This is a genomic window from Algoriphagus sp. NBT04N3 (genome assembly GCF_019443765.1).
Taxonomy (GTDB): Bacteria; Bacteroidota; Bacteroidia; order Cytophagales; family Cyclobacteriaceae; genus Algoriphagus; species Algoriphagus ornithinivorans.
Genome location: NZ_CP048415.1, coordinates 3,445,782 through 3,458,458, shown reverse-complemented (window position 1 = coordinate 3,458,458; position 12,677 = coordinate 3,445,782). Strand labels below are relative to the sequence as shown.

Below are 12,677 nucleotides of genomic sequence, written 5' to 3'. Positions count from 1 at the left end.
ATGATCATCCAAAACATTGAATCGAAAATCAGATTGGCAACGGTTCTTTCCCTTGGGAGCCTGATTACCTCAATCATTATCTGCGGCTTTGTTTCGGTTTACGCCTATAAACAGGTAGCCAACGCAAGGCAGTCCATTTATATCCTGGACAATGATATACCCATTTTGGCCAAGCAGGCCAATATGCAAATGAATAGGCCCGCTGAGTACAAAGCAGCCGTGGACTTATTTCATAGCCTTTTTTTCAACCTGACTCCCGACGATAAGCACATCGAATACCAAATGAGCCGGGCAATGTATTTCGTGGATGAGACAGGAGTCGGCCAATACAATAACCTGAAAGAAAAGGGCTACTTCAATTCCATTCTTTCCTCAAGTTCAGTGCTGTCTATCCAGACGGATTCGATTGTCTTGGATCAGAATAGATTCCGGTATTACGGCAAGCAAAAGATTGATCGAAGAAGTGCCACGATCACCCGGTCGATCATCACAGAAGGTGAATTGATCGATATCCCGAGAAGTGAAAATAACAGCCACGGGGTATTGATCACGAATTGGAAAACTATTGAAAATAAAGACCTGAGCAATGTTTCGAAAAACACCTTCTAAGGATCGGGATATTACCCTATTCCAAGAGCTTAAAAATGAGCTTTATCCTCACCTGGCAGGGGTAAATGGCCAGTTGAAGCGGTTGATGGATCGACATGCCAAAATCATTTTTTGTGTCATGCTCCTTTTTATCGTAGCCTCTTTCATCCTGACCTTTTTTGTGCTAAAGCCTGACTCGGAGAATCAGGCAAACAATTTCAAGAAAGAGCTAAAAGCCATACCTGGAGAGCTTTCAAATGAATTTTCAGCCTTACAGGATTTGACTCTAAGGGCTGCGAAAATGGCTGAGTTAAAATCTGTGATCGAACGGATTATCGCTCAGGATTCTATTTCAAAGACCGATTCAGCCTATCTGGAAAAAGCAATTGAGCAACTGCAATACTTTGACAACCACTCCCATGAAAATTGACTTCAAACAACCCAAATACATCCTGCCGATTATCATGCTCCCGTTTTTGTGTTTGCTGTTTTACGGGTATAAATCCTTCAGCAAAGACGGTCCGGCTGAGCCTATTCAGGGGCTCAGTGGAATCCAATCCGAGATTGGCAAAGTGTCGGAACAGATCCAGAAAAAACCGCTTGATTCTAAATTGGATGCTTCCAGAGAAACCTATAAAAGGGCAAATGATGGATACACGGCAATCAAAGGCTTGGAACTCGAGGTTGAAGAATCCAGCCAAATCAAAACGCTGTATAACGAGGAAGAAAAAAGGCTGCTGGATTCCATAGACAACGCTTTAAAAAGTGCAGGGTTGTACTCGGGAAAACCCGATAGGGGCAATTCGATTCCCTCTGTTTTGATTCAACCTTCCAGACAGCAAAGCTTTTCCAAGGAAGATGAAGAATTGCTAAATGCCATCAATCAGTTGGAAGGAAAAAAGACCCAAGTTCCCGCCAACAAATACGAAGATCCCATGGATCTATTTAAAGCTCAAATGGCAGTAATAGACTCCATTTCCAAAGCGAATGATCCGGCCTATCAGGAGTTACAGCAAAAAGAAAAGGAGAGCCAACCTTTAGCAAATGAGATTGAAAACGCAGTTTATCGGGTTCAGAAGTCAGAGGGGACCGCTACTTTATTCAATACCGTCACCAAAGAAAAAGAGGGAAAGTTCATCGACGCAATCATTGACCAGGATATCAAGAGCGGTACCCTTGGAGCCCGATTGAGAATCCGACTTTTGGACGATATCCTGATCGGAAATGCCATTGTGGGCAGAGGGACTTATCTCTATGCCTTGATTTCCGGATATGAAGCTCAGCGAGTGAAGCTGACTATTTCTTCGGTCATGATCAATGATCGAATCTTCCCGATTAAGCTCTCCATCTATGATGTGGATGGGATGGAAGGACTGTATGTTCCGGCCAGTGCCTTCCGGGAATTCTCCAAAGAACTCGGAGGAAATACCACCGGGGGAATGAATCTGACCATGCAGCCAAACTCAGACGAATTGAGTCAACTGTATATGTCTGCGCTCCAACGAATGTTCACCTCAACCTCCCAGGCTGTTTCCAAATCCATCAAAAAGAACAAGGCCAATATCAAGTATGGGACTTCTGTCTATTTGATCGATACCAACGACTTGCAGGAAAACGGAAAAATGATCCAAAACCAAAACTGACCTACCATGAGACAAAAGATTATAACCCTTATCCTTTGGGCGATATCCATTTCAGCATATACCCAGCAGAATGGGACGCTTTTAAAAAGCCAACTTCCCAAGATCTATATCGACGAGGAAATCTCCCTTCACTTTCTTTCTCCCGAACCCATCCAATACGTGGATATCTCGACTGACAATATGATCGGTGATATTCCATTAGAAAGTGTTTTTCGGGTAAAAGCCATCCGGGACAGTGTTTCCAACCTTAATGGATACAATAAGTCTTTGGGAGTGGTTACCATTATCGGGCAGAAATTCATCGCGCAGTACGATTTATGGTATGCCCATGATGAGCGACAGCTAAAGACTCAAATCGAAATTCTTCCTGTCCACACCAGTCCCTTGGAGGTTGGTAAAATCCCCATGAGCGACCAAGAGCTTCGGTACTTTTCCATAGAAGCATTTAAAACGAAGACGAAGGACAAGATCACCAAGAGCAGTCAGTATGGGGTTTCCGGTCAGGTGAATAGTGTCTACACGGTGGACGATTATATCTTTTTGGACATTTCCTTTACCAACAAGACCAATCTCAAATTTGATCTGGACCAGTTGAGGTTTAAGATCGAGGACAAACGAATTGTCAAAGCAACCAATGTCCAATCCATTGAGATAGAGCCGGAATACCAGCTTTTCACCCCGGAAAGCTTTGATAAGAAATACCGCAATATCTACGTGTTCAAAAAGTTCACCTTCCCCAATTCCAAGGTGTTCACAATCGAGCTTTCCGAATCCCAAATCAGTGGAAGAACGCTCTCTTTGGAGATCAAGTACGCAGACCTTTTAGCTGCAGACACACTTTAAAAATGATTTTTCCCTTCAACTGAGCCTTTGCCATGAATGAGAAAAGAGAATTAAAAAGCCTTCACGCAAGTTTCCAATTCATTGTTTATCTGATGGTGTTTCTGGACATTCTGATGTTTGTCTATTCCCCACAGTTTTTGGCCATGGATGGGGTGGGAAGGTTTCTTCTTCCCCTTTTCGAAAAGCTGCAAAACCTGAAGATTTACAGTGATGTGCTGCTTGGTAAAGTGGCCATTTTGATAGCGATTTGCCTTTCAGCCATCGGTACAGTTGCCAGAAAGAACCTGGATTTAAATCCGAGAAATCAGATCATTTTTCCTTTGGCCATCGGGTTGATGCTGTTCTTTGGTTCGACCTATCTCTATGCGCTGGAAGATTCATTTTTGGTAATGGACTTCACTTCCATCCAAGACCTGGGGTACAGCCTGTCTTTATTTATTGGGGCTGTTTTGATCCATACCTCCTTGGACAATGTATCGAAACTGATCAAATCGGGACTGGGAAAAGATGAATGGAATATCGAAGGGGAATCCTTCATGCAAGACACCAAAAAAATCGAAAACCCCTATTCGGTCAACATTCCCATGAAGTTCTATTTCAGGGGAAAAGTCCGAAAAGGATGGATCAACTTGGTCAATCCATTCAGAGGGACTTTTGTGATTGGAACCCCCGGTTCGGGGAAGTCATTTGGGGTGATCAATCCCTTTATCCGACAGATGATCGGCAAGGGATTCACCATGTGTCTTTACGATTTTAAGTTTCCTGACTTGGCTCAGATTGCCTATTTCCACTATCTGAAAGCTCAGGACAAAAAGAAAAACTCCAATTTCAAATTTCATGTGATCAATCTGGATGAGGTAGAATATTCCAGGAGGATCAATCCGATCAACAGAAGGTATTTGAAGACAGTGGCCAATGCTTCAGAAACCGCAGAGGCTATTTTTCAATCCCTGCAAAAATCCGATTCCACAGGAGGAGCAGATAAGTTTTTCGAGCAATCAGCTATCAACTTTCTCTCTGCCTGTATCTTTTTTGTGTCTCGATATGAGGAAGGCAAATATTCCACCTTTGCCCATGTGCTGGATTTTCTCAACAGAGACTATGAGGATATTTTTAACTGTCTGACCAAATACCCCGAACTCAGATCTATGGTGTCGCCCTTCCGCAGTGCGTTTGAAAAGAAGGTTTACAAACAGCTGGAAGGGCAGGTTGGTACATTGAAAATTTTCCTTTCCAGACTTAACACCAAAGAAACCGCTTGGGTCTTCAGTGGGGATGATTTCGACCTCAAAATCTCGGATCCAAATAGCCCCTCCATTCTAGTCCTTGCCAACAGTACCGAAACCCAAAGTATCACAGGCACCTGCTATTCGGTGATCATCAATAGGCTAACCCGATTGATCAATACCAAGGGAAATCTGCCAACCGCGTTGATAGCGGATGAAGCGCCTACTTTTTACATCCATAAAATCGAAAACCTGATTTCTACTGCCCGGAGCAATAAAGTAGCGGTTTTGCTCGGTCTGCAGGAATTGCCTCAGTTAAATCAGCTTCAGGGAAAGGATACGGCATCGACCATGACCTCGGTGATCGGAAATGTCCTTTGTGGCTCAGTCCGCCATAAGGACACGTTGTCCTGGTTGGAGATGATGTTTGGAAAGCGAAAGCAGCTGGGGCAAAGCGTTTCGATTGATCGGGATAAAACCTCGATTTCGTACAGTGAGCGATATGATCCGCTGATTCCTGCAGGAAAAATAGCGTCCATGCACACCGGGGAAATAGCTGGAATTATCGCAACGGAAGGGACTCAGTTTGACGGGAAATACAAGACCTCCAATGTTCATTGTCGAGTCAATTTGGATATGAGGGAGATCAGGCAGGAGGAAAATTCCTATCGAGCCACTCCGAAATTCTATGATTTCCAAGGCAAGAAAGAAGAGATCCTGACCAAGCACTTTGAGAAAATCCACCGTCAGGTTACCGAGATTATTGAAAAGCACCGGGAAATGGCAATTCTAGATTAAGTCATTGAAATCATGAAAAGGAACCTACCGATCATACTTCTTCTTTTTGTCGCTAATCAGGCATTTCCTCAATTCAATTCCATTGAATTTCGAAAGGAAATGACTTCAGTGAACGTGATCAGGTCCGCTGAATTCAAGCAAGAAGCGAAAGGGTCTGAAATTCCTACTTTGTCCCAACAGGAACTAGCCGTGGAACATGGGGAGGAGCTATTGTTGGCATCCCTTCCCTTAGAGGATTTTTTTCTGACTTCAGAGTTTGGCTACCGATCCGATCCATTCTCCGGAGAAACGAAATTTCATCGGGGAATCGATCTTAAAACCAAGCGATCGAAGGTGCTTTCTATGCTTCATGGAACGGTTGTGTCGGTAGATAATGATCCGGTTTTGGGAATTTTTGTCAAGGTTCAACACGGCAAGTATGAGTCGATTTACGGTCACCTTTCTCAGTCTCTGGTAGCAAAGGGCGAGCGCGTCTTACCGGGTACAATCCTGGGAATTTCCGGAAGTACAGGAAGAGCTACCGGCGATCATTTGCATCTGAGCATCAAAAAGGGAAAGGAATATGTTAATCCAGTCTTATTCATTCAAATGATCTCAAGACTATCGACCAAAGAAGAGGCAATCACTTATTTATCAAAACCATAAAGCAAGCAATATGAAAAGCCAAAATGGATTACCGATGAAGGATCTGGAGATATTCGGAGTCGTAAAAGATGGGAAATTCACCATCCCAGAAAAGGAAGTTAACGCATTGAAGAATGGCGGAATGACCGATATCGTGGAATTAACCGACCTGAAAGGGAAGGATATTTTCATCGATAAATTACCAGCTAGACTTTCTATTGTAAGAGGTGAAGATGGGAATCCCGCCTTGAGGATTGATCCGGTTTATAGGGAACCGAACTCACATTCCAATTTGAATGACGTTGAGCGGAATCAGCTGGTTCGGAAAGAATTGGCCAACATCAAGAAAAGCTATGTGGACAAAGAAGGGAACATTCAAACCGAAATCATCGAGTACGATCAGCAAACCAAACAATTTCTCTCCTACAATCCCCGAGATATCAAAGCTCCTCAATCGGTCAATGGGCAGGAACTCGATCCACAGCAAAAGAAGAAATACAAGGAAGGGGAAACGGTGCTGTTGGCAGATGGAACAGCATTTCAACTTTCACCGGCTGCTCCAAAAGGCCTCAGATCAAATAAGTCAGGGTTAGTCCTTTCGGTTTTGTTGGATGGAGGCTTGTCATACTTACTGATTACCGGTGTTCAGAAAGTGCTCGGAAAGGAAAGCCAGGAGGAAAAAACGTATAGCGAAGGATACCTTCAAGCCATCAAGGAGGTTCAAAAACAAGTAGAGCGCCGAATCGCTAGAAACCCAAAAGACAGAGATGCAATTCGTGATTTGAACAATATCAAGGAGGAATACTCCAAAATTTCAGCAGATTCCTCACTTCCAAAAGCCGTTAGGGAAGATTTTGATATCAATGCAATCAAGCGGCTAAACAGCATAGATACGGAAGAGGGAAAGAACCCAAGAAAACGCTCCGAACAAGACAATGTCTTTGACAGAGACCTTTGATATTTTGAGCTATAAAGGGGTGGATAAGGCTATCCAAGTTCTGTTTTCCAAGTTTGCCCATCAGGATAAAACGGGCCAGATCGTTTTTGACTTCTTTGGTGAGCAAGGCGAGAAGTTGGATTGTGAAATCCTGAGCCTTTACCGGAATAAGCAGGCTTCAAGAGGGATTTCTACACTCAACCTTTCAGAAGATTCTCGGGCAATTTTTGTCTCAGACTCCTATGCTTCCCTGATCTGCTTTGTCAATCAATTCAAAGCCAGGATCTCCTTTGATGAAGCTGGGTTCCTGATCATCGGGGCTGAGTTTGACTTGATCTTATTGAATCAAGCATTCAAGAAGATTTCAAAAAAGGTCAAGATCAATACCGTTTTTAGCACCTCGATTTTGGGAAGAATGATGGATTGTAAGGTTCAGGATCTGATTTATGGTCGGGACTGCGGGTATTATTTGTCCGACGATTATGTTCAGCTCAAAAACCAAAAGAGGGATAAAGTCTCGAAGGAATCGATATTCACCTTTTCACTTCGAAGCTATTGCATTTCGCAGGCGATCATTCAAACCGTTCGGACATTTAAACCTAAGCAAAAGGGAGTTGAGTCCTTTTATCAGCTAAACCAACTGCATTGGAAAGACCTTAATTAATATGGTTTTGCTATATTTAAACGCTTGTCACTCAAAATTATGGAGAATAATAATCTTGAATTCCTCAAAAAGAACCTGAAATTCCTTGGCTTTGGTACTTCATTAAATGCTGCCCTGGAAGCTAAAGTTTCTGAGCGACAGGAGTCCTTTAAAATCGGAGTTTCAGCCGATTTTAATGCGAGGCAAAAGGATGGAAGCCAGGGAAAGGACAAGGTTAATTATGAGCTGAATTTCTCGAGATCTTCGAAGCCCTACCATTATTTTCTGGATAGCGTAAAAGTCGCTCTTAACGATCAGATCCAGAACACTTTTTCGTATGGAAAGGGAAATGACGTGACAGCAAAGGAAGCCTATAATTTGCTCAGAGGGGCATCTATCCATAAAAAAGCCATTCTAAATAGGCAAATGGATAATAGGGTATTAGCTTCGAGCGAAGTCGGTCAGATGAAGGAAGGCTCAGGAGAAAAGATTGATTCCATCTGGATCAAACTGGATTTTGAAAAACTGAATGAGCAGGGGAATTTCTCCTACAAAAAGTTCTATCCTGATCATGGGTTCCAACTGGAATCTGAACTGAGCAGATTCCCGATCAAGGAGCTTGAAAATTTTCAGGAAAAGGAAATGCTACTTTCCAGCTTAGGACGGGGTAATACCCAAAAAGCCACTTTGGAAAATGGTCGATCCGTATTTGTCGAAGCAGATCCGGAATCGAAGAAAATCCAGTTTTATGACATGGATTTCAGGAAATTGGACGTTTTACCTATTCAGACCCAAGAGATGGGGAGGTGAGAGGTCCAATAACCCCATTGATTTTCAAATAGTAATCTTTTGACTTTATAAAATTCCTAATAATGTATATACGCAATTCTGCCAGTAACCAAATTTTATTAGGTCCCACCTCGACTTCGCTCGGTGTCCGTTCTTTTCGGTTGTTGGGGAGGGGAGGAAAATGCGGCTGCGCCGCATTTTCCTCCCCTCCCAATAATAACCTGAAATCCGGTGGCCGAGCGAAGTCGAGGCCATTTTGAACTACTGGCAAAGAAGCGGATAATCAAATTCCTAATCTTTAAACTAAACCATTTTACGCCATGAGAAATCTGAAATGCCTGTTAGTAATCACTTTAGCTGTTTTTGCTTTTAGCTGTTCCTCAGAGGATGAAGAGCCTAAATTGGTGGAGAAAAACGTTACCATCGAAGTTGAAATGGATGGTAATTACGCTGACTATCTGGTGACCTTTTCGGTTCATAGTATGCTGAGCGGTACCTCTACTTTTGTCGCTCCGGTATTGGATCAGCCAACTGAACTCAACTGGACCCAAGTGATCGAACAAGGCAATACCTACACACTTTCTTTTGAACCAGAAGTCCCAACTATTTCAGCCACTTCTTCAGCTCCGATCCATAGCTTAGGCTTCGTTTTTAATGCCGTTCATTTGGGAGGAAGTACTGACGATTCTTTCCAGCCACTTTCAGCGGCCGTCAATGTTTTGGCTGATGGGAAAGTCTATCGACAGTTTGAATATAAGGCTTTACCTCCTGGAGAGGTTACCTTGCCACTTGCTGAGGAGGTTACTTTTGAATAGCTTGGTAAAAAATATTTCAGTCTGTAAAATTGCTGGAGATAATCAGATTACTTGTATTTTACCAACTCTTTGAGAGTTAAAGATAGGATGTTTTGAGTGCTTTATTTAAAAAATGATGTTAAATTGATATAAAAAAAACAAATCATTGTAGCCTAATTGATTTTGTATTTTTTTAAAATATCCTTCTTAAGACTCAAAGTGCTCTTTAATCCGTTCGCAAAAACAGAAAAGAATTGCATACCAACAGAAAAATCACCTAGAATAATTTCATTTTCTGCATTTAGGTTTGATTTTTGTTCAAATATTATTTTCGATATTATTAAACCCAACTGCGCCCCATTTTGATGATTCTTTACCCAGCTATTGTAGCCGAAATGGTAATCTGCATAAGTATCTTGAATTCTTGAATAAAATTTATCTTGTTCATCCAGATAAGGGTATTTGACAGATACAAATAGGTTGTGAAGAAGATCTTTTTGTTTCTTAGTTTCTAATGCTAAAGAAACTACCCAAACAGAAAATATGTCGGCATCTAATTGAAGTTTTTTTCGTTTTCCGGAAAAACCCAACGAGCTAACAACTTCGTTTATTTCTTCGGAAATCGAATAACATTGATAAATAAATAAGGAAACAAATTTTTCCTCGTCGATACTTTTTTTAAAAAACCACATAATTATAAGAGCTTGGCTATCAATAATTTATGAAATAATGATAATCGTTAAAAGGCGATTCTTCGATCTTTAACTTTCTCAAGTATAAACAAAAAAAGTCTCAATCCAATAATGAGCCGCAATAAATAAAAAACCTAAGCTGGAATGTGGGGTTCTTTAATCGATAAACTAATTTTAAAAATAATATTTATTTTTCTTCATTTTGAATAAATATTTATATGTATTTTTTTTATTAAGATTGGTCTTCATTATTTTTAAAATTGGATTAAAGTATATGGTATTAGGTGATTTACTAAGTGGTTGATGTGATTTTAATGTGATGTTAATGAGTTTTAATGTTTTTTGATATCCTAGAGTTTTACTAGTTAAAAATTTGAAAGCTCAATATTTAATAGCCATAATAAGATTGTTTCATTTTTTTATAAGGGAGTTTTTGTTGATTGTGAAAGGCCTGATTGAATTTGAATTGTTTTACTTTAATATCTGGTTTTTTTCTTTTCTTCTATTTGTGAATATTCCCATTTAATACCAGAAGGATTAAACCTTTTCAGATAATTTACTAATTTTAAAACAGAAACTTAATACACCCCTATGAGTATTAAAAAAGTAGTAGAAAATGCCTTGAAAATGCTTGACAAGGCTGATGACGGAATTGTTCTGATGGACATGTATAATGAAGTAGTACATCCGGCTGATGCTGCGTTCAAAGGTCAGGTGGTCTATCCCTATAATGCCAAATCCTTTATTGAGGAGTCATTTCGGCAGAACGGAATTGATCTAACCGATAAAGACCTGAGATTTATGTTGATGAAGCTTTTGCTGTCTTTCGAGCAGATGGAAGCCAACAAGGTTAGAAAAGGGAAGGTGAATGAATTATTGAGGGAAAACGCCTTCCATGATTTTGGTAAACTGATGTAAGTTCCGCTTTCCAACAGAGCAGAAGTTTTATGTCGTAGGCTGGTCTTGATTATTTGCTGGCAATAGACTTCCTAGTCGTTGTTTTCAAAGCAATCCCAACTGAGTAAACGATGCCCAATTCCGGTTTTATCCAATTGTATGCACAAAGGTCGGACGGCCTGTCAGTTTCAAAAAATTGAGGCTTCCAGCAGAATTTCCTAAAAACAGGGTCTCCTACACAACTTTTAGTTGTACCTACTTTCATTCTGAATCAGGTTTATTTAGACGGGAATTGACTGGCCTTTCTCTAAATAGCTCTATCTTGATTAATGATTGAAACATTTACTTTTTAGAAATGAACAGAAAAGCAATCCTAAATGAGATCGATATTGCCATACAAGAGGAAGTAGCATCTACCAAAAGCAAGTACAAAAAATCACCACTTTATATTTCCGATTTTAAACCGCTTGGAACACTTGGCCCGGCCCCATATTATTTTCAGGCTGTAGTTGATGTTGACGAAAGTGGATTGTCTATTTCAGAAGGGGTAGAAATTCGAATATTTTGGTCTTTTTACAACTCTCTTATTAGAATGAAAGATGAAGAAATGGTAGAAGGAACATTATTGGTGTATGATCCATCTTCATCAAAAATAATTTGCTCAGCACAAAGACGATTTTTTCCTCCTAACAATTCTTCTATCAAGATAGAGCCACAATCCCATAAGCTACTTTATATAATTCGCGATAATATCAAAAGGATTGATGTCAAAGGGAATTTGCTCGTTTGGCAAATTCTGCAAAATCACTTTTCAAGTTTAGAATCGTTTTACCCTATTTATGGAGCAGATATTTCTGGGATGTCCCCTAGGCAGGCAGAAGCTTTAATTCGAGCATTTAAACAGGACATTACCTATGTCTGGGGACCTCCAGGAACAGGGAAAACCCAGACACTTGCAAAAATCATCATTGAGATGATGAAGTTGGGCAAAAAAATCCTTGTAACAGCAATTTCAAATGTTGCAGTTGATCAGCTTGGCCTGAGAACGGAAAAACTATTGGATTCAGAGGTTAATTTTAATCCATTTTTGTTGAGGTATGGATATGCTCGGCTGCCTGAGGCAAGAAAATCTCCCAAATTGTATCCCAATAAAAGTAGGATAATACAGAAAAGAACCGAGATCGATTTGGTTGAAGAGGCGATCAAAACCGAGGGTAGTTTTGAAATGAAGGCAGTGTTAAAACAGAAGTTGGCTTCATTGCAACAGGAACTAAAGAAGTTGACTACCGAGCCAATTTTACATGCAGATACAACATTCACCACAGCAATTCAGGCAGCATTGGAGGATACCTTCAAAGAGGTTAATTACGATGTGGTTATAGTTGATGAGGCGAGTATGATGTCAGTGGGCCACGTGAGCTATTTAGCCTCACTTGCCCGGGAAAAGATCATCATTGCAGGTGATTTTCAGCAATTGAGTCCAATTGCGATTTCTTCCCATTATTTGGTTACCAAGTGGCTTAAAACTGATCCATTTACATTATCTGGAATTTCTCAAACCATCAATCATTCACTGCTTGTCATGTTGGATGAACAGCGAAGAATGCACGAAGATATCGCAAAAATTATCAGTGCTTCTTTTTACTCTAACAAACTCAAAACATTGATAAGTGAGAAAAATAGAATTGGTGCTGACTTTGAGCCAAATTCTGGAGAACCTATAGTTTTTTGGAATCTGAATGATGACAAATGCAACCATTGTCAAAAAACAGATAAGGGTTCAAGATATAACAAGTACTCTGCTGAATTATGTGTTGAGATTGCCAAAAGAATAGCGAGAAGTGCCAAGTATTGTACCTTGGGTATTATCACTCCGTATAGGGCCCAGTCCCAAATTATCAAAAGAAGTATTACAGATCTTCGCTTACATGAAAAGCAAACCTCCAAAATAAAGGTAGGCACCGTGCATGCATTTCAAGGAGATGAATCTGATGTTATCTTGTTTGATATGGTGGATACAAAAAGGGTTGGGCCTGGAACACTTTACAAAGGAGAAACAGGATTACGACTTTTGAATGTTGCGATTAGCAGGGCCAAGGGGAAAATTGTGATGATTGGTGAAAAGGACCTATTTTCAGTAGATCCGGATTGTAAAAAGCTTGACACGATTATCAAAAAATTCTTTTAACAATAGGAAAATTCT

General features: G+C 40.5%; 13 protein-coding genes. 12 read left to right on the top strand and 1 reads right to left on the bottom strand.

Features of this window, described 5'->3' with window-relative positions; genetic code table 11:
- The 10 genes from traK to GYM62_RS14955 all read left to right on the top strand — a co-directional run bounded on the left by traK (nt 1) and on the right by GYM62_RS14955 (nt 8,906).
- Nucleotides 1-609, top strand: coding sequence for a conjugative transposon protein TraK (gene traK / locus GYM62_RS15000; protein WP_111390939.1), 609 nt, complete (start codon nt 1-3; stop codon nt 607-609).
- On the top strand, nt 587-1,018 hold the full coding sequence (locus GYM62_RS14995) for a hypothetical protein (RefSeq protein WP_219957030.1): 432 nt from the start codon (nt 587-589) through the stop codon (nt 1,016-1,018). Before traK ends, GYM62_RS14995 begins: the two co-directional genes overlap by 23 nt.
- Nucleotides 1,008-2,231: a conjugative transposon protein TraM gene (gene traM / locus GYM62_RS14990; RefSeq protein WP_219957029.1), complete on the top strand. Its 1,224-nt coding sequence runs from the start codon at nt 1,008-1,010 to the stop codon at nt 2,229-2,231. The genes GYM62_RS14995 and traM overlap by 11 nt, the downstream gene beginning before the upstream one ends.
- Nucleotides 2,232-2,237: 6 nt before the next feature.
- Nucleotides 2,238-3,074, top strand: a complete 837-nt coding sequence (traN, locus tag GYM62_RS14985; RefSeq protein WP_219957028.1) for a conjugative transposon protein TraN — start codon at nt 2,238-2,240, stop codon at nt 3,072-3,074.
- Nucleotides 3,075-3,106: 32 nt separating this feature from the next.
- Nucleotides 3,107-5,098, top strand: a complete 1,992-nt coding sequence (locus GYM62_RS14980) for a type IV secretory system conjugative DNA transfer family protein (protein ID WP_219957027.1) — start codon at nt 3,107-3,109, stop codon at nt 5,096-5,098.
- A 12-nt stretch (nt 5,099-5,110) separates the two neighbouring features.
- Nucleotides 5,111-5,743, top strand: coding sequence for a M23 family metallopeptidase (locus GYM62_RS14975; protein ID WP_219957026.1), 633 nt, complete (start codon nt 5,111-5,113; stop codon nt 5,741-5,743).
- Nucleotides 5,744-5,753: 10 nt separating this feature from the next.
- Entirely contained in the window at nt 5,754-6,680 is a 927-nt protein-coding gene (locus tag GYM62_RS14970; RefSeq protein ID WP_219957025.1) for a DUF4099 domain-containing protein, read from the top strand.
- Nucleotides 6,658-7,323 carry a hypothetical protein gene (locus tag GYM62_RS14965; RefSeq protein WP_219957024.1) on the top strand — a complete coding sequence of 222 codons (666 nt, stop codon included), beginning with the start codon at nt 6,658-6,660 and terminating at the stop codon, nt 7,321-7,323. The genes GYM62_RS14970 and GYM62_RS14965 overlap by 23 nt, the downstream gene beginning before the upstream one ends.
- 39 nt (nt 7,324-7,362) lie before the next feature.
- Nucleotides 7,363-8,112, top strand: coding sequence for a hypothetical protein (locus GYM62_RS14960; protein WP_219957023.1), 750 nt, complete (start codon nt 7,363-7,365; stop codon nt 8,110-8,112).
- A 299-nt stretch (nt 8,113-8,411) separates the two neighbouring features.
- Entirely contained in the window at nt 8,412-8,906 is a 495-nt protein-coding gene (locus tag GYM62_RS14955; protein WP_219957022.1) for a hypothetical protein, read from the top strand.
- 152 nt (nt 8,907-9,058) lie between these two features.
- Here the strand turns inward: GYM62_RS14955 and GYM62_RS14950 are convergent, their stop codons facing one another.
- The gene (locus GYM62_RS14950) at nt 9,059-9,577 is read right to left on the bottom strand and encodes a hypothetical protein (RefSeq protein WP_219957021.1); all 519 of its coding nucleotides are present in this window, start codon (nt 9,575-9,577) and stop codon (nt 9,059-9,061) included.
- Between the two features lie 591 nt (nt 9,578-10,168).
- Here GYM62_RS14950 and GYM62_RS14945 point away from each other — a divergent pair.
- Nucleotides 10,169-10,495: a hypothetical protein gene (locus GYM62_RS14945; protein WP_219957020.1), complete on the top strand. Its 327-nt coding sequence runs from the start codon at nt 10,169-10,171 to the stop codon at nt 10,493-10,495.
- Between the two features lie 334 nt (nt 10,496-10,829).
- A complete protein-coding gene (locus tag GYM62_RS14940) occupies nt 10,830-12,662 on the top strand; it encodes an ATP-binding protein (protein ID WP_219957019.1) in 1,833 nt (610 codons plus the stop codon).
- The last annotated feature ends 15 nt before the right edge of the window (nt 12,663-12,677 follow it).

Bases quoted from the DNA above. Each gene is read 5' to 3' on its own strand.
- traK (WP_111390939.1), top strand. From the start codon at position 1: ATGATCATCCAAAACATTGAATCGAAAATCAGATTGGCAACGGTTCTT.
- GYM62_RS14995 (WP_219957030.1), top strand. From the start codon at position 587: ATGTTTCGAAAAACACCTTCTAAGGATCGGGATATTACCCTATTCCAA.
- traM (WP_219957029.1), top strand. From the start codon at position 1,008: ATGAAAATTGACTTCAAACAACCCAAATACATCCTGCCGATTATCATG.
- traN (WP_219957028.1), top strand. From the start codon at position 2,238: ATGAGACAAAAGATTATAACCCTTATCCTTTGGGCGATATCCATTTCA.
- GYM62_RS14980 (WP_219957027.1), top strand. From the start codon at position 3,107: ATGAATGAGAAAAGAGAATTAAAAAGCCTTCACGCAAGTTTCCAATTC.
- GYM62_RS14975 (WP_219957026.1), top strand. From the start codon at position 5,111: ATGAAAAGGAACCTACCGATCATACTTCTTCTTTTTGTCGCTAATCAG.
- GYM62_RS14970 (WP_219957025.1), top strand. From the start codon at position 5,754: ATGAAAAGCCAAAATGGATTACCGATGAAGGATCTGGAGATATTCGGA.
- GYM62_RS14965 (WP_219957024.1), top strand. From the start codon at position 6,658: ATGTCTTTGACAGAGACCTTTGATATTTTGAGCTATAAAGGGGTGGAT.
- GYM62_RS14960 (WP_219957023.1), top strand. From the start codon at position 7,363: ATGGAGAATAATAATCTTGAATTCCTCAAAAAGAACCTGAAATTCCTT.
- GYM62_RS14955 (WP_219957022.1), top strand. From the start codon at position 8,412: ATGAGAAATCTGAAATGCCTGTTAGTAATCACTTTAGCTGTTTTTGCT.
- GYM62_RS14950 (WP_219957021.1), bottom strand. From the start codon at position 9,577: ATGTGGTTTTTTAAAAAAAGTATCGACGAGGAAAAATTTGTTTCCTTA.
- GYM62_RS14945 (WP_219957020.1), top strand. From the start codon at position 10,169: ATGAGTATTAAAAAAGTAGTAGAAAATGCCTTGAAAATGCTTGACAAG.
- GYM62_RS14940 (WP_219957019.1), top strand. From the start codon at position 10,830: ATGAACAGAAAAGCAATCCTAAATGAGATCGATATTGCCATACAAGAG.